The sequence below is a fragment of the Kitasatospora sp. NPDC096140 genome, from assembly GCF_040303045.1.
Lineage (GTDB): Bacteria > Actinomycetota > Actinomycetes > Streptomycetales > Streptomycetaceae > Kitasatospora.
The window spans coordinates 19,651-44,179 of sequence record NZ_JBEOUW010000023.1; the positions used below are offsets into that span (position 1 = coordinate 19,651).

Annotated in this window: 9 protein-coding genes; all 9 read right to left on the reverse strand. The window is 75.6% G+C overall.

Features of this window, described 5'->3' with window-relative positions:
• Nucleotides 1-9 precede the first annotated feature (9 nt).
• From ABT048_RS23535 to ABT048_RS23575, 9 genes are read right to left on the reverse strand one after another with little or no spacing between them, the layout of a single operon-like run.
• Nucleotides 10-2,589, reverse strand: a complete 2,580-nt coding sequence (locus tag ABT048_RS23535; protein WP_350523432.1) for a condensation domain-containing protein — start codon at nucleotides 2,587-2,589, stop codon at nucleotides 10-12.
• A 4-nt stretch (nucleotides 2,590-2,593) separates the two neighbouring features.
• Nucleotides 2,594-6,061: a non-ribosomal peptide synthetase gene (locus ABT048_RS23540; RefSeq protein WP_350523433.1), complete on the reverse strand. Its 3,468-nt coding sequence runs from the start codon at nucleotides 6,059-6,061 to the stop codon at nucleotides 2,594-2,596.
• Between the two features lie 15 nt (nucleotides 6,062-6,076).
• Nucleotides 6,077-8,578, reverse strand: coding sequence for a lantibiotic dehydratase (locus ABT048_RS23545; protein WP_350523434.1), 2,502 nt, complete (start codon nucleotides 8,576-8,578; stop codon nucleotides 6,077-6,079).
• Nucleotides 8,575-12,327, reverse strand: a complete 3,753-nt coding sequence (locus tag ABT048_RS23550; protein ID WP_350523435.1) for a condensation domain-containing protein — start codon at nucleotides 12,325-12,327, stop codon at nucleotides 8,575-8,577. The genes ABT048_RS23545 and ABT048_RS23550 overlap by 4 nt, the downstream gene beginning before the upstream one ends.
• A complete protein-coding gene (locus tag ABT048_RS23555) occupies nucleotides 12,324-13,874 on the reverse strand; it encodes a class I adenylate-forming enzyme family protein (protein ID WP_350523436.1) in 1,551 nt (516 codons plus the stop codon). The genes ABT048_RS23550 and ABT048_RS23555 overlap by 4 nt, the downstream gene beginning before the upstream one ends.
• Complete coding sequence (locus ABT048_RS23560) at nucleotides 13,858-15,681, reverse strand: ABC transporter ATP-binding protein (protein ID WP_350523437.1); 1,824 nt, start codon at nucleotides 15,679-15,681, stop codon at nucleotides 13,858-13,860. Before ABT048_RS23560 ends, ABT048_RS23555 begins: the two co-directional genes overlap by 17 nt.
• Nucleotides 15,681-17,483 carry an ABC transporter ATP-binding protein gene (locus tag ABT048_RS23565; RefSeq protein ID WP_350523438.1) on the reverse strand — a complete coding sequence of 601 codons (1,803 nt, stop codon included), beginning with the start codon at nucleotides 17,481-17,483 and terminating at the stop codon, nucleotides 15,681-15,683. Before ABT048_RS23565 ends, ABT048_RS23560 begins: the two co-directional genes overlap by 1 nt.
• Entirely contained in the window at nucleotides 17,480-22,009 is a 4,530-nt protein-coding gene (locus ABT048_RS23570; RefSeq protein ID WP_350523439.1) for a non-ribosomal peptide synthetase, read from the reverse strand. Before ABT048_RS23570 ends, ABT048_RS23565 begins: the two co-directional genes overlap by 4 nt.
• Nucleotides 22,006-24,528 (reverse strand): condensation domain-containing protein, encoded by a 2,523-nt coding sequence (locus tag ABT048_RS23575; RefSeq protein ID WP_350523440.1) that lies wholly within the window; start codon nucleotides 24,526-24,528, stop codon nucleotides 22,006-22,008. Before ABT048_RS23575 ends, ABT048_RS23570 begins: the two co-directional genes overlap by 4 nt.
• Nucleotide 24,529: the final 1 nt, after the last annotated feature.

The following is a 24,529-nucleotide window of genomic DNA, read 5'->3' on the forward strand; positions in this document are numbered from 1 at the left end:
TTGACTCGTTCAGTGGTGCGGGTGCGGCCCGTCGGCCGGCGGGTCGACGACCAGCCGGGCGGGGCGCAGGTATCCGGGCAGGAGGGTGCGCAGGCGCTTGGTGAGCGCCGCCGCGTCGGGGGCCGGGCCGGGGCCGTCCGCCGCCCGCAGGGCGATCCGGGCGGTCAGCACCCCGTCGGCGTCGAACTCGACGAGGGCGTCGGCGACTTCGGGCAGCGAGGTGAGCGCCCAGGCGCTCTCGGCGGGCCGGACGGTGTAGCCGGTCGGGTCGACCCGCCGGTCGGCGGCGGCGCCGAGGAGTTCCAGGCCGCCGTCCGCGGCCTCGCGGGCCAGCAGTCCGGTGGCGAGCTCACCGCCGGGCACCGCCGGTCCGCCGAGCCGCAGTTCGCCGACGGCACCGGGCAGCACCCGGCGCCCGGCGGTGTCCGCGGGCCACCGGTGCAGCGGGTCCGCCGTGTCGGCCGCCGGGGCGGCCAGGGCGGGTCCGCGGCCGCGGTCGGCTCCGGCCGGGACCGGCCACAGTTCCAGGCCCGCCGGGCCGACCGCGCGCAGCACCGCCGGCCCCGCGGCGCCGGCCGGGGCCTCCGGGAGCCGGCCGTGCCGGCCGGTGAGGACCAGGGTGCGCAGCCCGGCCGCGGCCCCGGGGGCCACCCGGTGCAGGGCTTCGGCCGGCAGGACGGCGATGTCCACGCCGCCCTGCGCCGGGAGGCCGTCCGGGGTGTCCGAGGGGACCACCGTCGCCCCGGCGCAGAGCGGCACCAGCAGCTCCAGCAGGGCGGTCGCGGTGCCTGCGGGGGCGGCGGCCAGCCAGCGGGCGCCCGGCCCGGCCTGGCACCGGTCGGCCCACAGCCGGGCCAGCGCGGCCAGCACGGCGGGCTCCAGCAGCACGCCGGCGCCGATGTCGACGCCCCGGCCGTCGCGGAGCGCGGCGAGCAGCCGGGCGGCGGACTCCGGGGTGGGCGCGACGTCGGCGAGCGGCAGCGGGCCGTCCGCCGGGGAGCCCTGGGGCACCTCGGCGACGAGCTGCCACAGCTCCCGGTAGCCGACCGGGCCGCCGGGGGTCTCCAGCGCCGGTTCCTGCGGCCGCAGTTCGGCGGTGCGGCGGACCGCCTCGGCCACGCCCTCGGCCGCGCCGCCGTCGGCGGCCGGGGCCGCGGGAAGGACGGGGGCGGGCGCGGCCGGCGCGTCGGTCGCGGCCTGCGGGTCGTCCAGGACGGCGGCGAGCAGGTCCTCGTACTGGGCCACCAGCCGGGCGGCGCCGGCCGCGGTGAACAGGTCCTCGGCGAGCACGAACTGCACGGTGAGGGTGTCCGGCTTCTCCACCAGCCGGACCTCGACGTCGAAGGCGCTGGACGCGGTGGGCTCGCCGATCCGGGCGAAGCCCACCCGGAGGTCCCCGAGGTCCGCGCCGGCGACGGAGTTCATCGCGTGCACGCTCAGGAACATCGCCTGGGTGAGGGGGTTGTGGCTGTCCTCGCGCCGGGGCCGCAGCCGGCCGGTGATCCGGTGCGCGGGCATGTCCGCGTGCTCCTGGGCCTCCAGGACCGCGCCGCGGGTGGCCGCCAGCAGGTCGGCGAAGGTGGTGCCCGGCCCGTCCGGTGCGGCGACGACGGCGATCATGTTGCCGAAGTCGCCGATCACGTGCTCCACCTCCGGACGGGTCCGGTAGGCGGTGAGCGTGCTGGTGGCGAACGCGGACTGCCCGGTGGCCCGGCGCAGCAGCAGGTGGAAGACGGCGGTGAGGGCCATGTACGTGGTCGCGCCGGCCGCGCGGCACAGCGCGCGCAGCCGTTCGGTGACGGCCTCGTCCAGGGGGAGGTCCAGGACCCGCCCGCGGAAGGACCGGACGGCGGGCCGGGGCAGGTCGGCCGGGAGGTCCAGCAGGGCGGGCAGGCCGCCCAGCCGGGACTCCCAGTAGCCGAACTCGGCCTCCATCCGGGCCTCGTCCATCCACTGCCGCTGCCACAGCGAGAAGTCGGAGTACTGCACCGGCAGCGGCGCGAGCGGGGAGGGCTTCTCGTCCCGGAAGGCCGCGTACAGCTCCCCCACCTCGCGCACCAGGACGCCGATCGACCAGTCGTCGAAAGCGATCTGATGGGTCGTCAGGGCGAGCAGCGCGGTGTCGTCGGAGGTGCGCAGCAGCAGCGCCCGCAGCAGCCGGCCCTCGGCGAGGACGAACGGCCGGGCCCGCTCCTGCCCGACCAGCGCGAGGGTCTCGGCCTCCCGCCGCTCCTGCGGCACCCCGCGCAGGTCGTGCTCGGTGATCAGCGGGCCGGCCGGGGGCTCCTCGGCGGCCTGGACGGCGGTGCGGCCGAGGACGTGGAAGCCGGTGCGCAGGATCTCGTGCCGGGTGACGATCTCGCGCAGCACCCGGTCCAGCAGGGCGCTGTCGAGCGGGCCGTCGAGCCGGAGCGTGGCGGCGACGTTGTACATCGGCGAGGCGGGCTGCAGCCGGCTGTTCCACCACACCCATTCCTGGGTGTAGGAGAGCGGGAAGAGGTTCATGACGCTCCCCTCCTGCTCCACCAGCCGGCCCAGCCGGTTGCGGTCCGCCGGGGCGAGGGCGGCGAGCTTCTCGGTCCAGCGCATCCGGTCAGCCCTCCCCGTCCGTCAGGGCACCCAGCCGGGCCAGCAGGTCGTCCAGGCCGGCGTCGGTGCGGGCCACCGACCGGATCGGGCCGGGGGCCCCGGCGCTCTCCGCGTCGCCCTGCTGCTCGACGAGCTTGGCCAGCCCGGCGACGGTGCGGTCCTCGAACAGGGCCCGGACGGCGATCTCCGCGCCGAGCGCCTCGCGCACCCGGTGGGTGACCACGGTGGCCAGCAGCGAGTGGCCGCCGAGCGCGAAGAAGTCGTCGTTCAGGCCGACCCGCTCCACCCCGAGGACGTCCTCCCAGATGGCGGCGAGGGCCTTCTCCACCTCGGTGACGGGGGCGGCGTACGGCTCGTCCGCGTCCCGCTCGGCGGCGGGCGCCGCGGGCAGCGCCGACACGTCGACCTTGCCGGTGGGCAGCAGCGGGAGGGCGTCGAGCCGCACGAAGGCGGCGGGCACCAGGTGGTCGGGCAGGACGGCGCCCATGTGCTCGCGCAGTTCCCGGACGGTCGGCGCCGAGGCGCCGGCCGGGGTCCAGTGGGCGACCAGGCGCGGGTCCGCGCCGTCGGCGTCCTCCGCCCGCGGCACGCCGACCACGCAGTCCGCGACGCCGGGGTGCTCGCGCAGCCGGGCCTCCACCTCGGCGGGCTCCACCCGGAAGCCGCGGATCTGGATCTGGCGGTCGGCGCGGCCGCAGAACCGGACGGTGCCGTCGGGCAGGTAGCGGCCGAGGTCGCCGGTGCGGAACCAGCGGTCCGCCGGGTCGCCGGTGACCGGGCTGGTGAGGAACCGGGCCGCGGTCAGCTCCGGGTCCGCCGGGTAGCCCGCGGACAGGTGGGGCGAGCGGACGTGGATCTCGGCGAGCTCGCCCACGCCGGCCGGGACGCCGGCCGCGTTGAGCAGGACCAGCTGGGAGCCGGGGGTGCCGGGGCCGAGCGGGATCTCGGCCGCGGGCTCGCCGGCCGGCACCCGGTGGGCGCTCATCGCCTGCGGCGTCTCGGTCGCGCCGTAGAAGTTGACGCACACCACGTCCGGGTTGAGGGACCGGGCCAGGGTGACGTGGTGTCCGCGCAGCCGGTCGCCGCCGAAGAACAGGTGGCGCAGGGCCGGGGCGGTGCGCTCGGCGGCCCGGCCGCCGAGCAGGTACTCCAGGGTCGCCGGGGTCAGGTTGGCCACGGTGATCCGCTGCGCGTCGGCCCAGTCGGCGAACCGGCCGGGCAGCGCGGCGTGGTCGGGGACGCAGACGGTGGCGCCGAGCGCGAGCGGGACGAGGACGTCCCGCAGCATCGGGTCGTGGCCGGGGGCCGACAGCAGGGCGAAGCGGTCCTCGGCGGTGAGCGCGTACTCGTCCCGGTACCAGGCGGTGAAGTGCGCCAGCGGCCCGTGGGTGCCGAGCACCGCCTTGGGGCGGCCGGTGGAGCCGGAGGTGAAGGCCAGGTAGGCGGGCGAGCCGGGGCCGAGGTCGAGCACCGGCGGGTCGGCGGGCAGCTCGGCGAGCTCGTCCCAGCAGGGCAGCACCGGCGTGGAGACGGCGGTCTCCCGGACCCGGTCGAGGAGTTCGGCCGGGGCCTCGGCGCCGTCCGTGCGCACGAAGCCGCGCGGGGCGGCGAGGGCCGTCTGCTCGGCGAGCCGGGCGGCGGGCTCGGCGGTGTCCAGGACCAGGAAGGCGGCCCCGGCGGCGAGGGTGCCGAGCATGGCGCAGGCCAGTGCGGCTCCGCGCGGCCCGTACAGGGCGACGACGTCGCCGGGGGCGACCCCGTCGGCGCGCAGCCGGTGGGCCAGCCGGTGGGCGCGCTCGGCCAGCTGTCCGTACGTCCAGGTTCCGGCCGGCTCCTCGACGGCGACCCGGTCCGGCGCGGTGCGCGCCTGCTCGGCGAACGCCTCGGCGATGCCGCCCGACCAGCCGGCCGCCAGCGGCCGGGCCGGGTCCGGCAGCACCTCGCGGGACCGGTCGGTGACCAGGCTGTACGACGGGACGGGACGGTCCGGGTCGGCCGCGATCTGCTCGACGAGGGTGACGTACTGGTCCAGCAGCTGCCCGGCCCGCTCCTCGGTGAAGAGGTCGGCGTTGTGGACGAGCGTGAGGTCGCGGCCGTCGAGGCCCGCGTACAGCGTCAGGTCGAACTTGGCGCCGGCGTCCGGGACGTGCAGGAAGCTCGCGCTCAGGCCGGGCAGCTCCAGGCGCTGCTCGGCGAACGGGACCATGTTGAAGAAGACCTGGAAGACCGGGGTGCGGTCGAGCCGCCGCTTGGGCTGCAGGTCGATCAGGATCCGCTCGAACGGCAGGTCGCGGTCGGCGTAGGCGTCGTAGGCGGTGTCCCGCACCTGGGCGAGCAGGTCGCGGAAGGTGGGGGCGCCGGAGAGGTCGGTGCGCAGCGCCAGGGTGTTGACGAAGAAGCCGACCAGGGGCTCGATCTCGGAGCGGGTGCGGCCGGCCTCGGGGATGCCCACGATCAGGTCGTCCTGGCCGCTGAGGCGGTGCAGCAGCACCTTGAAGGCGGCCAGCATGACGGTGAAGCGGGTGGCCCCGCACTGCTGGGCGACGCGGTTCAGCGCGTCGGCCGTCGCGGCCGGGACGGTGCGCTCGGCGCGGCCGGCCCGGAAGGTCCGCACGGCGGGCCGGGGCACGTCCAACGGCAGGTTGAGGTCGGGCAGTTCGCCGCCGAGGCGGGTGCGCCAGCGGTCCAGCTGGGCGGCGCAGGCGTCGCTCTCCAGCCACTCGGCGTGCCAGGCGGCGTAGTCGCCGTACTGGACCGGCAGGGCCGGCAGGTCCGCGGGGTGGCCCTCGGTCAGCGCCCGGTAGTGGGCGGCGAGTTCGTCGGCGAGGACGGACACCGACCAGCCGTCGGCGACGATGTGGTGCAGGGTGAGCAGCAGGACGTGCTCGTCGTCGCCGGTCCGCAGCAGGGTGGTGCGCATCAGCGGGTCCGCGGCGAGGTCGAACGGGGCGGCCGCCTCGGCCTCCGAGCGGCGGGCGACCTCGGCGGTGCGCTCCGGCTCGGGCAGGTCGCGCAGGTCGTGCCGGACCAGCGGGACGTGCCGCTCGGCGTCGACGCGCTGGCGGGGACGGCCGCCGTGGTCCTCGAAGGAGGTGCGCAGCACCTCGTGCCGGGCCACGATCCGGTTGACGGCCTGCTCCAGCAGCCCGGCGTCGAGCGTGCCGGTCAGCCGGACCGCCGCCGGCATGTGGTACGAGGGGTTGCCGGGCTCCATCCGGTCGAGCAGCCACAGCCGCTCCTGGACCGGCGAGGCCGGGTGGGTGCCGTCGGCGCGGCGCGGCACCGGCCGCGGCCCGTCGGTGGCGGTTCCCGCGGCCAGGAAGGCGATCAGCTCACCCTTGTGCGCGGTGATCTCGGCGCGCAGCCCGTCGGGGAGTCCCTCGGCGGGGGCGCTGTACCGCAGTTTTCCGTCCTCCACCCGCAGGTGGATGTCCTGCTCGCGCAGGCGGGCCAGCAGATCGATCAGCGACATGGCGCGTCGCACTCCTTACTTGTCCACCGCGATGACGCGGAACTCGCTGGTGTAGCTGCTTCCCTGACGATCCTTCAGCCACGTCTGCTCGCTGGTCGGGAGCATCTCGCCGACCGAGATGGTCAGCCGGCCGTCCGGCTGCTCGGGGGCGCCGCGGACGACGTGCGCGAAGGCGTTGACGAACAGCGGGCTGTCCAGGTCGACGTAGAACGGCTTGCTCTCGTGGGCGGCCTTGACGAAGACGAACCGGGGGATGCCGTGCTCGCGGGCCCAGGCGCGGGCGGCGGTGAACCGGGCCGCCTCGTCCTTCTCCCGGGCGAAGGCGAGTTCGGCGGGGTTGAAGCGCCAGGACTCGCGGCTGACCACCAGCCGGTCGACGGTCACCCGGGGGGTGTGCCGGCGGGCGGGCATCGGCTGGAACCGGCTGGTCACCTTGAACCCGATGGCCTCGGCGAGGAGTTCGACCAGGTCGAGCTCCGTGCCGTCCGCGCCGGTCCGGGCCACCACCCGGCCGTCGCGCAGTCCGATCCGGACCTCGGAGGCGTTCAGCGCGCGCGGGTGGCCGGTCAGCCAGGAGCCCTCGTCGCCCAGCAGCAGGCGGTAGTCCCGGTCGGTGAACAGGCGGGTGGTGGTGCGGGTGGAGTAGAACCACTCCTTGGGCAGGACCGGCTGGACCCTGGGCACCGTCATGTCGGCGAGGGTGGCCCGTTCCAGCGCCTCCGGGTCGGGGTGCTGGTCGACGAAGAGCAGGTTGCGCAGGGTGTTCACGCCGACGTGCAGCTCGCCCATGACCAGCTGGTAGTCGCCGGCGGCGACCGCCTCCGGGCCGGTGGCCGCGATCATCACGTCGGGCGCCTGGTAGCGGGCGCCGGGCCAGCCGGGGGCCTCGGCCGCGAAGGCCCGGTCCACGCGCGGGCGCAGCTGCTCCGTGGTGAACTCGACGCGGCGCCCTTCCAGCGGGCCGAGCACGTCGTTCCAGCGTTCCTGCAGCTCGGTGACGGCCTGGTCGATGATCCGCTGGTCCGGCCCCAGGAGGGCGGTCTGGACGCGGGTCCAGATGTCGGTCAGCCGGGGTTCGGCGTCCGGGCGCTCGGCGACCAGCCGGTCGTAGGACCGCCGGAACTCCTCCCGGTAGGACTGTGCCACCCGGGTGGTCAGCCAGCGGGCGGAGTCCAGCATCAGGGAGAGCGGGCCGCCCAGTTCGGCGAGCAGTTCGGGGCCGACCTCGACCCGGCCGTCGCGCCGGCAGTCCTCGTAGACGAGGGTGCGGGCGCCGTACGTCTCCCCGTGCGCCCGGGTGGCGGCGGTGCCGGTCAGCTCGGTGAAGACGGTCTCCAGGTCGGCCAGGGCCCGGTCGAGCTCGTCGGGCTTGCCGGCCGCGGCCGCCACCCGGTCGCGGGCCGCGGTGAGCCGGCCGAGCCGGTCCAGGGCGTCCGCGCGCAGCACGGGGTCGCCGATCCGCTCCAGCTGCTCGCGCAGCACCAGCTCCGGGCGCGGCTGCACCGGGAGTTCGAGGTCCCAGGCGATGAGCCCGGTGGCGCGCAGCGACTCCAGCAGGGCGAGGCCCTCCGCCTCGCCGAGGCCCAGGGCGGCGGCCACCTCGACGCCGGTGCGGGCGCCGTCGCACAGTGCGAGGACGGAGCGCAGCACGGCGGCCTTGCCCTGCGGCAGGTCGACGGTGCGGCCGGGCAGCCGCAGGGTGGCGCCCTCCAGGGCGGCGGAGGGCAGCCGGCGGGGCGGGAACCAGCGGCGCAGCTCGGGGCCGGTGCCCAGGGAGCGCACCAGGGCGTCCAGGCACCACTGCTCGAAGTACACCTCTCGGCGGGCGACCAGGCCCTCGCCGGGGGTGACGGCCAGCGCCGGCCCGGCGGGGACGGCCTCGGCCCAGCCGACCGGGCCGAAGAACCCGATGGAGTCGTTCTTGACGGTGTAGCGCTGGAGGTAGCCCGCGACCAGTGCCTCGTGCTCGCGGCGGCGGGAGTTGCGCCGGCCGTCGCCGCCGACCTTGCGCACGCCGTCGGCGTAGGCCTTGCGGTTCTGCCAGATCACGGCCTCGCGGAAGCGCGGGTCGGCGGCGGTCCGGTCGAGGACGGCGGAGAGCTGGGCGAGGTCCTCGGCGAAGACCTTGTCCAGGTCGCGCTCCGCGCCGGCGACCAGTTCCTCGGCCTCGACGAGCGCGGACACCTCGGGCAGTGCGGCGAACTCGGGCCCCGGCAGGCCGCCCTTGTTGAGGCGGCTGATCGCCTTCAGCAGCGGGCGGCGCAGGGCGGTGTCGTCCCACTGGCCGGCGGCGCGCAGGTCGTCGAGCGCGGCGCGGAGCGCGTCGAGCGCCCCGGCCCGGGCGTCCGCGGCCCGGTCGCGGACCTGCAGCAGCCGGTCGGCGGCGTCCGCCGCGCCGGGCGCGGCCAGGTCGAGCACCTGGCCGGCCGGGAAGCCGGTGCCGCGCAGGCCCATGGTCCGCCACACCCGCCAGTCGCCGGACGGCAGGGGCAGCAGGTGGCCGCCGGGGTCGGTCACAGCTCGCCGTCCTCTCGGGAACCGTCGGCGGAGGCGCCCTCCTTGGCCCACAGCAGCGCGTCGATGATCGCCGCGCCCTGCGCGACGGTGCGGGTCTGCATGACGCTGCGCACGGGGACGTCGACGCCGAGGGCGTCCCGGACGCCGGAGATGAGCTGGACCGCGAGCAGCGAGTGCCCGCCCAGGTCGTAGAAGTCGTCCTCCACGCCGATGGGTTCGACCCCGAGCACGTCGGACCAGATCTTCGCCAGGGCGCGCTCGGTGTCGGTGCGGGGTGCCACGTAGCCGGTCAGGGCTTCCTCCTCGGTTGCGGCGTCGCGGGCCGCGCGCCGGGTCAGCAGGTCGGCCGGGCAGAGCTCGGCGACGGGGGTGTCGGGGCGGTCCAGGAGGTCGTCCAGGACGGTCCGGTAGTGCGCCGCCAGCTGCTCCGCGGTGGCTGCGGTGAAGATGTCGGTGCTGTACTCCAGGGCCGCGTGCAGCTCCGGCCCGGCGTCCACGACGGTGAGCATCAGCTCGTACTGGGCGGTGCGGTGCGGCAGCGGGTACGGGGTGAGGCGCAGCTGCCCCCAGGTGGCGGCGGCCCCGTCGGCGGTGCCGAGGACGAACCCGGCGGTCTCGGCGTGGGCGTGCGGCCGCTGCAGGACGAAGACCGCCTGGAAGAGCGGGTTGCGGCCGGGCTCGCGGCGCGGCTGCACCGTCTCCAGGACGAGGGACATCGGGTACGCCTGGTGGTCCAGGGCGGACAGCACCGTGCGGTGCAGCCGCTCGGTGAAGGCCCGGGGCGTCACCCCGTCCTCGAACCTGCCGCGGACGGCGACCATGTTGGTGAAGTAGCCGACGACGTCCTCGGCGTCCCGGGCGCCCCGGTTCGCGGCGGCGGTGCCGATCACCAGCTCCGGCCGGCCGCTCGCGTGGTGCAGGGCGATCTGGAAGGCGGACAGCAGCACCGTGTAGAGCGTGGTGCCGGTCTGCTGGGCGAGCGCGCGGACGCGGGCGGTGCGGTCCGCGTCGAGCCGGAACGGGATCCGGGCGCCGCGGTAGCTGGGCGCCGCCGGGTGCGGTGCGTCCAGCGGGAGGTCGAGCAGCGGCAGCGGTCCGGCGAGCTCCTCGCGCCAGTACGCCTTGAGGGCCTCGCCCGCGGGCCCGGCCAGCAGCCGGCGCTCGCGGCGGACCTGGTCGGCGTAGCGGCCGGCCGGGGCGGTCTGCTCCGGCGCGGTGCCGGCGGCCAGGGCCGTGTAGCGGCGGCCGAGTTCGGCGGTCAGGTTCACCATCGACCACAGGTCGGCGGCGATGTGGTGGACGGTCAGCAGCAGGACGTGGGAGTCCTCGGCGCGGACCAGCAGGTCGGCCCGGAGCACCGGGTCGTGTGCCAGGTCGAACGGGCGGTGGGCGAGGGCGGAGAGCCGCTCGGCGAGCCGGTCCGGGTCGTCCCCGGCGGCGTCCGTCACCCGCAGCTCGATCTCGTTCCCGGTCGGGACGGGGACGGTCTCGCCGCCGGTCACCCGGTAGCGGGTGCGCAGCATCTCGTGCCGGTCGGCGACCTGCCGCAGGGCGGTGCGCAGCGCGTCGGTGTCCAGCGGGCCGGCCAGGTCGAGGGCGACCGGGATGTTGTAGGCGGTGGAGCCCGGGTCCTGCTGCTGCACGTGCCAGATCGAGCGCTGGCCGAGGGTCATGCCGGGCTCGTCGGCCGGGGCGCCGCCGCCGGCCGGTGCGTCGTCGGCGGGGCCGTGCCGCGGGTCGGCGACGAGGGTGGCGGCCGCGGCGAGGGCGTCGAGGTCGGCGCCGCCGAGCATCAGGCTGAGCGGCAGCTCGACGCCGAGGTCCTCGCGGATCCGGTTGGCGAGCAGGACGGCGGCCAGCGAGTCGATGCCCAGGCTGGTCAGCGGCACGCCGGTGGTGGCGACCTGGTCGGCGGCGCCGCCCAGCGCGTCGGCGATCCGCTGCCGCAGCACCCGGTGGACCAGCGCCGTGCGCTCGGCCGGGGCCAGGGCGGCCACCTCGGCCGGGCCGGGCACGGTCTCCGCGGCCGCCTCGGCCGGGCCGTCGCCGAGCGCCTCGAACTCCCCGGCGGCGTACCGCAGGCGGCTCAGCGAGCGCTGGATCTTGCCGCTGGTGGTCTTGGGCACGGTGCCGGGCCTGAGCAGCAGCACCTCGTGGACGGCGACGTCGCACCGGTCCATCACCGCCGCGCGCACGGCCGCGGTGGCCTCGGCGACGTCGATCGTGGCCAGCGCGCGACCCTCGACCTCCTGGAGGACGACGAGCACCTGCTCGCCGTCGTGCTCGGCGGCGACGGCGGCGCCGCAGCCGGAGCGGAAGGCGGGGTGGGCGCCCTCGGCGGCGAGTTCGACGTCGGTGGGGTAGAAGTTGCGGCCGCGGACGATGATCAGGTCCTTGTGGCGGCCCGTCACGTACAGCTCGCCGTCGGCGAGGAAGCCGAGGTCGCCGGTGCGCAGCCAGGTGCGCGGGTCGGCGTCGTCCTGGCCGGCGGGGCGGGCGGCGAAGACCTCGGCGGTGGTGTCCGGGTTGTCCCAGTAGCCGCGGGCGACGCTCGGCCCGTGCACCCAGATCTCGCCGACCCGGCGCTCGGGCAGCGGTTCCCGGGAGGCGGGGTCGACGACGAGCAGCTGCTGGTCGGCGGCGGGCCGGCCGGTGCCGACCAGGGCGCGGGCCGGGCCGTCCGGGCCGGGCGCGTCGGCCCGGCCGGCCTCCAGGCCGGCGGCGTCCACCTCCAGCACGGTCGGCTCGGCGGCCGCCGCGGTTCCGGTGACGAACAGGGTCGCCTCGGCCATGCCGTAGCAGGGCAGGAAGGCGCTGCGGCGGAAGCCGCAGTCCCCGAAGGCCGCCTCGAAGGCGTCCAGGGTGGAGGCGCGGATCGGCTCGGCGCCGTTGAAGGCGACCCGCCAGTTGCTGAGGTCGAGCTCGGCGCGGTCCGCGTCGGTGGCCAGCCGGGCGCACATCTCGTACGCGAAGTTGGGGCCGCCGCTGAGTTCGGCGCCTTCGGCGGAGATGGCCCGCAGCCACTGCATCGGGCGGCGCAGGAAGCTCATGGGGGACATCAGGGTGACCGGGAAGCCGGCGTACAGCGGGGTGAGGATGCCGCCGATCAGGCCCATGTCGTGGTACGGCGGGAGCCAGACGACGGCGCTGGTGTCCTGGTGGCAGTCGAACGCCTCGCTGATCATGCCGAGGTTGTGCAGCAGGTTGCCGTGGCTGAGCATCACGCCCTTGGGCGCCGCCGTCGATCCCGAGGTGTACTGCAGGAAGGCGGGGCTGTCGGCGTCGGGGAGGTGCCCGCTCCACTGCCCGGCGAGGGCGGTGTCGAGCCCGTCGGTGGCCGCCGTGCGCAGTCCGTCCAGGCCGAGCCCGGCGCCGTCCCGGCCGAGCAGGTCGAGCACCGGGGAGACGGTGAGGGCGAAGCCGGCCCGGGCGTCGGCGGCGATGGAGCCGAGCCGGGAGGCGTTGCGCAGGGAGCGCGGCGGGTAGACGGGGACGGGCACGACCCCGGCGTAGAGGGCGCCGAAGAAGGCCCTGATGTAGTCCAGGCCGGGCGGGTAGAGCAGCAGGGCGCGGTCGGTGGCGGCGGCGCCCTGCTCGCGCAGGAGGCCGGCCACCGTGCGGGCGTCCCGGTCCAGTTCGGCGTAGCTGATGGTCTCGGCGGCGTCGCCGTCGCCGAGGAAGCGGTAGGCGGTGCGCTCCGGGGCCGCTTCGGCCCGGCCGCGCAGCAGCCCGACGAGGGTCGAGGTCATGAGCGGGTTCCCCCCTGGTCGGTGGTCCGGCCCGGGTCGCCGGCGGCCGCGGCCACCTCGGCGCGCCGGATCTTGCCGGACGAGGTCTTCGGGAGCGCGGCGGCGAACTCGACGCTGCCGGGCACCTGGTGCGGCTGGAGCCGTTCCCGGCACCAGGCGCTGAGCTCGGCCGCGGTGAGCGGTCCGGTCGCCACGACGGTGGCGCGGACCCGCTGGCCGCCGTCCGCCAGGGTCTCGCCCCACACGGCGGCCTCGGCGAGCAGCGGGTGGCCGAGCAGGACCCGTTCGACCTCGACCGGGTTGACCTTCTTGCCGCCCACGTTGACGAAGGTGTCCTTGCGGCCGATCAGGTGCAGTCGGCCGGCGGCGTCGAGCCGGGCCAGGTCGCCGGTGCGGTACCAGCCGTCCCGCAGGACCTCGGCGGTGGTCTCCGGCCGGTCCAGGTAGCCCAGGAACATGGCGGGGGTGCGGACCAGCAGCAGTCCTTCCGCGCCGGGGGCGACGTCCCGGTCGGCGTCGTCGACCAGCCGCAGTTCCACGCCGGTGACCGGCCGGCCGACCCCGTCGGCGCCGGCCGGCGCCGCGTCCGGGCCCGCGTCGGGCTCGGGCCGTCGGCAGGCGATGATCCCGGCCTCCGTGCAGCCGTAGACCTCGCTGACCCGGACGCCGAACCGCTCGGCGAAGCGGTCCGCGGTGTCCGGGTGCAGGGCCGCCCCGGAGGACAGGCACAGCCGCAGCGGCAGCGGGCCGCCGGGGGCGCTCGCGCCGGCCGAGCGGGCCAGCAGGTCGCAGGCCAGCGGGGTGGCGACGAGCACGGTGGCGCCGGTGCGCTGCAGTTCGCCGAGGAGCCGGCCGGGGGTGAAACGGCCGAGCAGCACCAGCCGGGCGCCGGTCAGCAGCGAGGTGACCAGGCCGGCGACCATCCCGAAGGAGTGCAGCAGCGGGACGGCCGTCAGCACGGTGTCCTCGGGGCCGTAGCCGAAGGAGGCCCGGTAGATCAGGCCGCCCTGCACCAGGTTGTGCTGGGTGTGCACGGCCGCCTTGGGCTCGCCGGTGGAGCCGGAGCTGAACTGGTGCAGGAACGGGGCGTCCCCGTCCGGCTCGGCCGGGGCCGGCCGGTCCGTCGCGTCGGCGTGCGGCAGCCCGTCGGTCTCCACGACCGGGCCCGCCCAGCCGTCGGCGGCGGCCACCGCGGCGAGCCGCTCGGCCCGGCCGATCAGCAGCGCGTCGGCGGCGCCGGCCGCCAGGGCGGCGAGCTGGGCCGGCGCGGCGCCGGGCTCGGCGGGCACCAGCCGGACACCGGTGCGCGCGGCGGCCAGGAAGGCGATCACGCAGTCCGGGGTGTTGTCGAACAGCAGGACGGCGGTGCGGCCGGGGCCCGCCCCGGCCGCGGCGAGCCGGGCGGCGGCCCGCTCCGTCTGCCGGTGCAGGGTGGCGAAGTCGAGCGCGGTGCCCTGCAGTTCGACGGCGGTGCGGCCGGGCCACCGGTCCGCGGCGGCGGCCAGCAGGCCGCCCAGGGTGCGCGGGGTGTCAGCGGCGGACAGCATCGGCGTCCTCCTCGGCGGCCTGGAAGTCGAGCGCCTGGTGGCGGAAGTAGTGGTCGTACAGCTCCGCGTACCGGCCGCCGGCCGCCAGCAGGGCGTCGTGGGTGCCCTGTTCGACGATCCGGCCGCCGTCGACGACGAGGATGCGGTCGGCCTTGCGGACGGTGGGCAGGCGGTGCGCGACCACGACGGTGGTCCGGCCCGCGGAGACCGCGTCCAGCCCCTCCTGCACCTGGGCCTCGGTCAGCGGGTCCACGCTCGCCGTGGCCTCGTCGAGGATCAGCATCGACGGGTTGCCGAGCATCACCCGGGCCAGCACGATCAGTTGCCGCTGGCCCGCGGACAGGGTGCCGCCGCCTTCGTTGACCGGGGTGTCGATGCCCTCGGGGAGGACGTCGAGCCAGTCGCCGCCGGCCACCGAGCGGGCGGCGGCCAGGATCTCCTCCGGGGTCGCGCCGGCCCGGCCGAAGCCGATGTTCTCCCCGACGGTGCCGGTGAAGAGGAACGGCGCCTGCGGGACGATGCCGAGGTGGCCCTTGTAGGCGTCCAGGTCCAGGGTGCGGATGTCCTGGCCGTCGACGAGGAGTTCACCGCCGCCGAACTCGTAGGCCCGGGTGATCAGCCGGATGATGCTGGACTTGCCGGCGCCGGTGTGCCCGACCAGGGCGACCGTCTCACCGCTGTCGATCTTCAGGTCGAGCCCGGTCAGGACCGGCTTGTCGGCGCGGTAGCCGAAGTCGACCCCGCGGAACTCGACGGTGCCGTCCAGCCGGGGCACCGGGCGCGCGTCGCTCTGCTGCACGGCGGGCTCCAGGTCCACCAGGGCGAAGATCCGCTCGGAGGCGGCCAGGCCCTGCTGGAACTGGTTCCAGAAGGAGGCGATGCTGGTCAGCGGGAACCAGAACAGCATCAGGGCTTCCAGGAACAGCGACCACTCGCCCGCCGTGACGGAGCCGTCGGTCAGCAGGTTCCCGCCGAGCACCACCACGCCGACGGTGCCGAGGCCGGTGAGCGTCAGCAGCAGCGGGAAGATCCCGCTGAACAGCCGGTTCAGCTTGACGGTGGCCCGGAACCAGCGCTGGTTGACCTCGACCAGCCCGGCGTGGGTGGACTCCTCCCGCTGGAAGTTGCGGGCCACCGCGATGCCGCGCAGGGTCTCCTGCACGTAGGCGTTGATCTGCGCCAGGGAGCGCTGCTGCTGCTGGGACGCGCGCCGCGACACCCACCGGAAGCCCAGGCTGACCAGCACGATCAGGGCGGCGGTCACCGCGGTGACCAGGGCCAGCGGGACGTTGATGACGAACATGGCGACCAGCAGCAGCCCGATCATCAGGACCTGGCCGACCAGCCCGAGGGTGAGCGTGGCGAGGGTGGCGAACGCCTGCGTGTCGGCGGTGATCCGGCTGGCCACCGACCCGGACGCCTGGTCGTCGTGGAAGGCCATGTCCTGGCGGAGCACCGCCTCGAACGCGCGGCGGCGCATCTCCAGGACGACGTCGCCGACCAGCACGCCGACGGCCCGCTGCTGGAAGAAGGTCAGCAGCCAGGCGACCAGACCGGTGCCGAGCGCGGCCCCGGTCAGCGGCAGCACCGCGTCGCCGACGCTCTCGCGGGCGGCGTTGTCCACGATGTCGGCCACCAGCAGGGGGAACGCGGCCCCGGCCACCGCCGCGCCGACCACGGCCAGCGCGATCAGCACCACCGTGGCGCCCTTGGCGGCGAACAGCGGCCGGATCCGGCGCAGCAGTTCGCGGTCGCCGTAGGACCGGTCGTAGCTGTCGGCGGTGATCCCGTCGAGAATGTCTGCCATCAGTGGACTCCCTCTCCGGACCGGCCGGCCGTCTCCTGCAGGTGCGGCGCGAAGATCCGGTGGTACAGCTCGCAGCTCTCCAGCAGTTCCTCGTGGCGTCCGCGGCCGACGATGCGGCCCTTGTCCAGCACCAGGACCAGGTCGGCGCTGCGGATCCGGGACAGCCGGGGGGTGACCATGAACGTGGTGCGGCCCGCCGCGGCCCGCCGGACGGCCTGCTGGATCCGCTCCTCGGTGGCGCTGTCCACCGCGCTGGTGGAGTCGTCCAGGACCAGGATCCGCGGGTCGGCCAGCAGGGCGCGGGCGATGGCGATGCGCTGGCGCTGGCCGCCGGACAGGGTGGCCCCGCGCTCGCCGACCATCGTGTCGTAGCCGTGCTCGGTGCCCGCGATGAACTCGTGGGCGTGCGCGGCCCGCGCGGCCTCCTCCAGTTCGGCCCGGGTGAGCTCCCGGTCCGCGCCGAAGGCCAGGTTGTCCGCGATGGAGCGGGAGAACAGCACCACGTCCTGCTCGATCACCGAGATCTGCGAGCGCAGTGTCTGGGCGTGCCAGCCGGTGGTGGCCACGCCGTCGACCAGCACCTCGCCGGAGTCCGGCGCGTACGTCCGGTTCAGCAGCTGCAGCAGCGTGGACTTGCCGCTGCCGGTCGGCCCGACCAGGGCCACCGTCATGCCCGGCTCCACCGTGAAGGAGACGTCCTCCAGGACCGGCTTGTCGCCGTGCCCGAAGGAGACCTTGTCGAAGACCACCGTGCCCTCGATCTGCCCGCGGTGGCCGGCGTCGGTGTCCTCGGAGCCGGCGCGGTCGGTGATGACCTCCAGGATCCGCCGGGCGCCGGCGATCCCGAGGAAGATCAGGCCGATGCTGAACGAGGCCAGCTGGGTGGGCGCCCGCAGGGAGCCCATCAGCCCGAGGAAACCGACGAACTGACCGACCGTCAGCGAACCGTCGGAGACCAGGTGGGCGCCGTGCAGCAGGCCGGCCGCCAGCGCGGCCACCAGCAGCAGGGTGGGCAGGTACAGGGCCTGCTCCTTGGCCTGGCGCACCGAGGCGTCCCGGTAGGCCGTCGCCTTCTCCATGAACCGGTGCTGCTCGGCGGCCCGGCGGCCGGTGGCGTCGACGGTCTCGATCCCGGCGATGGTCTGCGAGACCTGGGCGCTGAGCTCGCCGAAGCGGGCCCGGGTGGCCCCGGCCGCCGGGTCGAGCCGGCGGCCGTACTCGGCCAGCGCCACGGCGAACAGCACCAGGAACACCAGCGGCACCAGCAGCAGCCTGGCGTCGATCACGCCGATGAACACGATCGGCACGATCAGGCCGAGCAGCATGTCCAGGGTGAGGTCCAGGCCGGGCGACAGCATCAGGTTGACGGTCTGCGCGTCACCGGTGACCCGAGCCGAGAGGTCGCCCACCCGGCGCCGGTTGAAGAACTGCTGGCCCTTCTGGAGCAGCGCGGAGAACAGCGTGGACCGCACGTCGCGCTCCAGGCCGCAGGCGTACGCCTCCAGCGAGTAGGTGGCGACGAAGCCGGCGACGCCGCGCACCGCGACCAGGGCCAGCAGCACCAGCACCATGGTGTCGAACCGCCCCTGGTCCGGGGTGGTGCCGAGCAGGGCGTCGAAGGCGGTGCCGATCACGACCGGGACCGCCGCGGCCAGCAGGTGCCACACCACCGAGCCGGCCAGGTGGGCCGTGATCCAGCCCTTGGACCGGGCGAGGTGGGACCGCAGGAACGGGCCGACCCGCTCGCCGGCTGCCGGGGGCGGGGCCGCGCGCCGCTGCTTCGCGGTGGTCGCGCTGGTCATGCGTTCTCCAGGGGGGTGTCGTCCGGGGCCGGGCGCGGGTCCTGCAGGTAGCCGCTGCGGACCAGCTCGGTGAGGTACGTGTGCAGCAACTGCTCGTCGATCGGCGGGCAGTCGGTGCCGGACTCCCGGTACGCCGACCGGGCGGAGCCGGGTACGGCCGCCCCCAGGCCGCCGGGGGCGGAAGCGGGGGCCGCGCCGTCGCCGGGGGCGGCGAACAGCGGCAGGAACGGGAAGAGGGCGTTGTCCCAGGAGGTCTCGGCGGACTCCCGGAGGACGGTCAGCCAGTCGCCGTAGGAGACCTTGCGCAGCGGGTAGCCGTAGCCGGTGACCCATGCGAAGACCGTGCCGAGCCCGACGGGCTCGGGGTGGGCCAGGTCGTACGAGCCGGGCTCGGCTCCCGTGCGGGAGGCGAGCGCCAGCAGGGCCCCGGCGACCCGGTCCACCGGCACGAGCTGCACCGGGAGGTCGAGGTCGGGGTAACACCCCAGCTGAACACTGCCCTTGATGATCGCCCAGATCAAGTCCTTGGGGTTGCCGATTCCGGTGGCGCTGTGCCCGCCGATGTAGTCGGGACGGTGCACGTCGACCGGGACGCCCCGCTCGCGGGCGGCCACCGCCAGGTGCTCGGCGGCCCACTTGCTCTGGTTGTAGCCGCCGGTGACGGGCGCCGCGGCGGTGCCCGGCTCGGGCACCGAGGCCGTGGAGACGTGGTGCACGGGGATGCCGCCGCCGCGCGCGGCCAGTCGCAGCACCTCCTGGGTGCCGTCGACGTTGGCGGCCCGCAGCGTGGCGTACGGCAGGGTGAAGCTCACCCAGGCCCCGCTGTGGTGCACGGCGTCGACGGTCCGGGCGAGTTCGTCGAAGCGTTCGGCGGTGAGACCCAGCAGCGGCTGCGCCAGGTCACCGGGCTCCACCACGACCCGGCCCGGCGCGGGCTCGGGCAGTCCCAGGTCGGCGAGGGCCTTCACCAGCCGCCGCATGCCGTCCTCGGGGTCGTCGGCCCGCAGCAGGCAGTGGACGGTGGCCCGGGTGCCGCGCAGCAGCCCGTCCAGCAGGTGGGCGCCCAGGAAGCCGGTGGCGCCGGTCAGCAGGACGGCCGCGGGCTCCCCGGTGCGGGGGCGGTGCGCACCGGGCGCCACCCTGATCTCCGGGTCCAGCACCGGCGGTGCGCTCGGCCCCGCCGCCGGGTCGTCCGTTTCGGCGCAGGTGTCCGGCGCCGTGCGTGCGGCGTCCACCCGCTGGGCCAGCTCGGGCACCGTGGTCGCCTCGAACAGGGCGATCAGCGGCAGGTCCACCGCGCAGGCGCGGCGCAGTTCGAACTGCACCCGGGGCACCAGCAGGCTGTGCCCGCCGAGTTGGAAGAAGTCGTCCTCGGCGGTGACGTCCCGCTGCCCGAGGACCTTCTCCCAGATCCCGGCGACCAGTTCCTCGGTGGCCGTGGCGAACACCGCCGCGGGCCGCTCGACCGGCTCCTCGGCGGGCGCCGGCAGGGCCTTGCGGTCGTGCTTGCCGTTGGCGTTCAGCGGCATCCGGTCGAGCAGCGTGATGGTGGACGGGACCATGTAGTACGGCAGTTGGGTGCGCAGGTGGTCCTGGAGGTCCACCGGCTCGGGCGTGCGGCCCGCGCGGGGCTCCACGTACCCGGCGAGCCGGCGGTCGCCCTTGGCGTCCACGTGGACGACGACCGCCGCGGCCTGCACGTCGGGGTGCTTGCCGAGGACCGACTCGACCTCCTCCAGCTCGATCCGGAAGCCGCGGATCTTCACCTGGCGGTCCACCCGGCCCAGGACCTCCACGTCACCGGTGGGCAGCAGCCGGGCGAGGTCGCCGGTGTTGTAGAGGCGGTCGCCGGGCCGCTCGCTGTACGGGTGCGGCAGGAACCGCTCGGCGGTCAGCGCGGGGCGGCCGACGTAGCCGCGGGCCAGCGCCAGCCCGCCGATGTACAGCGTCCCGTTGACCCCGACCGGCACCGGCCGGAGCCGGTCGTCGAGGACGTAGAACTGGGTGTTGGGCAGCGGCCGGCCGATCGGGACCGGCTCCTCCTCGGAGCGCTCCGGCATCGGGGTCTCGAACAGGCCGCTGTCCACGGTGGACTCGGTGATGCCGTACGAGTTGACCAGCCGGGTGCCGGGCGGGCAGAGCTTCTTGAGGTTCCAGTAGTCGCTCATGAACCAGATGTCCGCGCCGACCGCCAGCACCTTGAAGTTGTCCAGCAGCCTGCCCTGTTCGGTGACGTGGGCGCTGAGCAGCCGGATCACCACGGGGACGAGGTCGGCGAAGTCGACGCGCTCGCGCTGGAGCAGGTCGTACAGCTTGGCCGGGTCCAGCAGCGTCTCGCGGTGGCAGAGCACCAGGGTGCCGCCGGAGCACAGGGCGCGGACCATGTCGCCGGTGAACACGTCGAAGGCGATGTTGGCCGCCTGGAGGTGGCGGTGCACCACGGTGCCCAGCTCGTAGACCCGCTCCCAGGAGCGGTAGGCGCTCATCAGCGCGCCGTGGGTGAGCATCGCGCCCTTGGCCCGGCCGGTGGAGCCGGAGGTGTACACCAGGAAGGCCAGGTTGCCGGAGACCGGCTGCGGGGCGTCCGCGGGCTCGGCCCCAGGCTCGGCGGCGTCGGGTCCGGCCGCCTCGGCCAGCCAGTCGTCGAACCAGCCGACGGTCATCCCGTCGGTGAGGCCGGGCACCGTGCCGGCGATGTCGTGCCGGGTGAGCAGCAGCCGGACCGAGGCGTCCGTCAGGATGAAGCGCAGGCGGTCCACCGGGTTGGCCGGGTCGAGCGGCACGTACGCGCCGCCGGCCTTCAGGACGCCGAGCACCGCGGCCACCGAGTCGGCGCAGCGCGGCGCGCACAGGCCGACCCGGACCTCCGGGCCGACGCCGAGGGCGCGCAGCCGGGCGGCCACGATGCCGGCCCGGCGGTCGAGTTCGCGGTAGCTGACCCGGTCCTCGCCGTCCACCACGGCGACGGCGTCGGGGGTGGCGCGGACGTGCTCCTCGAACAGCCGGTGGACGCACTCGTCGGGGCCGACCTCGACGGAGATCCGGTTGTCCCGGGTCAGCACCTCGGTGCGCTCGTCCTGCGACAGCAGCGGCAGCTCGGACAGGCGCAGCCCCGGATCGGCCACCGCTGCCCGGAGCAGTCGCTCGAAGTGGCCGGCCATCCGCTCGATCGTCGCGTCGGCGTACAGGTCGGTGTTGTACTCCCAGTCGCAGCGCAGCCGTTCGCCCTCGTCGACGACGTCGAGGCTGAGGTCGTACATGGCGGTGCGCCGGCCCTCCCCGGTGAACGGGGAGATGCGCAGGTCGGCCAGGTCGAGGGCGGCGCGCGGCACGTTGTGCAGCGAGAGCATGGTCTGGAACAGCGGGGCGCGGCTGAGGTCGCGGTCCGGCTGGATCTCCTCGACGACCTGCTCGAACGGCACGTCGTGGTGGGCGAAGTCGGCCAGGCAGGCCTGCTTGGTGCGGGCCAGCAGCTCGCCGAAGGCCGGGTCGCCGGACAGGTCGCCGCGCAGCGCCAGGGTGTTCACCAGGAACCCGATGAGCGGCTCGGTCTCGGGCCGGTTGCGGCCCGCCACCGAGGTGCCGACCACGATGTCGTCCTGCCCGGAGTAGCGGTGGAGCAGGGCCGTGTAGCCGGCCAGCAGGGTCATGAACAGCGTGGCGCCGGTCCCGGCGGCGACGGCGCGCAGGCCGGCGGTCGCCTCGGCGGACAGGTGGAAGGAGCGGGTGCGGCCGGCGTAGGTCTGCACCGGCGGGCGGGCCCGGTCGGTCGGCACCGCGAGGCTGGGCAGTTCGCCGCGGAAGCGCTCGCGCCAGTGGGCCAGGCCCTCGGCCCGGCTCTCCGCGCTGCGGCCGCGCTGCCAGTGGGCGTAGTCGGCGTACTGGACGTCCAGCGGCGGCAGCGGGTCCGTGCCGCCGTCCCGCAGGGCCGCGTAGACGGTGGCGAACTCCCGGGTGAGCACGCCCATCGACCAGTCGTCGGTGATGATGTGGTGCAGGTTGATCAGGGCGACGGTCTCGTCGTCGGTGAGCCGGACGAGGGTCACCCGGAACAGCGGGCCGCGGCTCAGGTCGAACGGGGCGGCCGCGTGCGCGGCGGCGAGCCGGCGCACCTCGTCCTCGGCGTCGGCGGTGCCGCGCAGGTCGACGGTCGCGGGCTGCCAGTCGACGTCCTCGGCCGGGGTGACGAGCTGCACCGGTTCGCCGTCGACCGAGCCGAAGGCGGTGCGCAGGGTCTCGTGCCGGCGCACCAGGGCCCGGAAGGCGGCGGTGGCCACGTCGAGGTCCACCGGGCCCTGCAGGCGCAGCGCGTACGGCATGTTGTACGCGGTGTCGCCCGGGTTGAGCTGGGCGAGGAACCACAGCCGCTGCTGGGCGTAGGAGAGCGGTGCCCCGCCGTCCGAGGGACGGCGGGTGATCCCGGTGGGGGCCGCGGCGGCGCGTTCGCGCAGGCGGCTCATCAGGAGGGCGTACTTGGCGGGCGACTGCTCCTTGAGCCGCTGCAGCTTCTCCGAGGTGTCGGTCATGCCGTGCCCTTCCCGGCCGTCTCGGCGAGCTGGACGAGGGCCGCGGCGGCGGCGTCGGCCGCGGCGGCGGGGGCCGCGGTGCCGGTCCAGGTGAGGTGGAGCCGGCCGTCGCGCAGGTGGCCGACGACGTACGGCGTCCGGGCGCGCGGGCCGAACGGGGCGACCAGGTCGTGGTCGGCGGAGCCGGCGTGCCGCAGCGGGCCGCCGGCCGCGGGCAGCGCGTCGAGGTCGCCGAGGTGGGCGATGCCGACCGGGACGGCTCCGGCGGGGGCGGCGACGGGCGTGGCGAGGGCCGTGCGGACCCGCTCCAGGGTCTGCTCGGGCCCGGTGCCGGGCTCGGCGGCCGCAGCGGTCACCGCGAACAGGCCGGCCGGGTGCGGGAGCGCGCCCGTCTGGTCGTCGACGGCGAGCAGCAGGCCGCTCGCCCCGCAGGCCTCGGTGAGCCCGTGGGTCACGGCGGCCGCCACCAGGGCGGCGAGCGGGGTGCCGCCGGCGGTGAGCGCGGCGGTGGCCGCGGCGTCGAGCACGGTGCGGCGGACCGGGTCCGGTGCGCCGTCGGCCGGCGTCGCGGGCGGGGTCCAGAGGTCACCGGTGACCGGGGCCGGGGCGGCGGGCTCCGGCACGGCCCGCGGGGCGGGCGCGGCGGGCAGTCCGGCCGGCTCGCCGGCCGCGATCCGGCCGAGCGCGGCGCCGAGGTCGTCGAGCATCCGGCGCCAGCCGTCGACGTCCGCGGCCAGCTCGTGGGCGATCAGCAGCAACTGGGGTGCGCGGTCGCGCTGTTCGGCCAGCGCGGCGGTGAACAGCGGTCCCTGCTCCGGGTTCAGCCGGGCGCGCAGCCGCTGGGCCGCCACCCGCAGGGCGGCGGGGACGCGGCCGGGGTCCTTCCCGGTGAGGTCGAGGACGGCCACCGGCACGCCGCCGGCGAGCCCGGCCACCTGGCGCCGCCAGCCGCCGTCCTGCTGCCGGAACCGGGCGCGCAGGCCGTCGTGGCGCTGGACCAGGGCGAGCACGGCCTTGCGGACGGTGTCCGCGGTGGTGCCCTCCGGCAGGTCGAGCAGCAGGGCGCGGGCCCGGCCGGCGAGGCCGTCGCCGGCCTGCTCCAGCAGCAGCTGCTGGGCGGGGGTGGGCCGGTCGTCGGCCGTCCGCGCGTCCTCGGTGTCCGGGGCGAGCCGCTTGCCGGTGTCGGGGGCCGGGTCGGGCAGGGCCCGCCGGTCGACGGCGCCGTCGGCCTGCCGCGGGATCTCGGCCAGCTCCACCCAGTGCTCGGGCAGCAGGATCTCGGGCAGCCGGGCGCCGACGGCGGCCCGGGCGGCGTCCGGGGTCAGCCCGGTGCGGGGCACGTAGTACGCGGCCATCCGCCGGCCGAGCCGGCTGCGGTCGCCCGGGTCGGTGTAGCCGATGGTGGCGAGCATGGAGCGGACGCGTCCGGTGTTGACCGGGGTGCGCAGCTCGGCGTCGGCCTCGTCCCGGGCGAGGTGGCCGAGCCGGACCTCCCAGCGGGTCGGCGACTCGTAGTTGTGGTAGCCGCGCTCCAGCCGGTGCACGTACACGCCGACGTCGTTGATCATGCAGTTGGAGCTGCAGAAGCCGGTGTCCTTCGGCGCCGCCCAGAGCGTCTCGGCGCTCGCCAGGAAGGCCCGGATGTCGTCCTTGGTGACGTCGGAGTAGCGGTAGTAGTCGACCACCTCGACGCGGTCCAGCACCCCGTCGGAGAGGTCGGAGCCGACCTGGTGGTAGACCTTGCGGCCGACCTCCAGCTGCTGCTCGATGCGGGCCGGGTCGAACTCGCCGTTGCGGTAGAACCACAGCAGGCGCTCGTCGATGATCTGGCCCCGGGACAGTCCGGTGACGATGCTCGGGATGCCGCGCTCGTGGGCCAGCTGGTGGCTGAGGTCGAGCAGCGACCGGAAGCAGCCGTTGCAGACGCTCTTGTGCTGCTCCAGGCTGCGCAGGAAGATCCGGTTCTGGTCGGCCCGGGTCATCGTGAGGTGCTCGATGCCCAGCGCCTTGGTGATCGTCTCGACGTTCTCCAGCGCCGTCCGGGAGATGAAGCCGTTGTCGAAGGTGAAGGTCATCACCCGCAGGCCCATCCGGACGAGCTGGTGCAGCACGTAGGTGCTGTCCTTGCCGCCGCTGAACAGCAGCAGGGCGTCGTACTCGGAGCCGGCCGCCTCCGCGCGCTCGCGCAGGATCCGGGTGAACTCGTCGATCTCGCCGAAGTAGGAGAGGATCTCGGACCCGTGCTCGGCCTGCATCAGGCACAGGTCGCAGACGCCGTCCCGGTCCAGCCGGGTGCCGGGGTAGGCGGCGTCCATGCCGCAGCGCACGCAGTGCTCGGCCGGGACGGAGTCGACGGACACGCCCTGGAAGACGACGGCGCAGTCGGCGATCCGGTCGTCGGCGAGCAGGGCGTCCTCGATCTGCCGCTCCAGGACGCGGATGCCCGCGCGGTCCAGGGAGTCCGCCGGCTCGGGGGCGGCCGTGGTGTCGGTGGCCGTGGTGTCGGGGGTGGTGGTCACG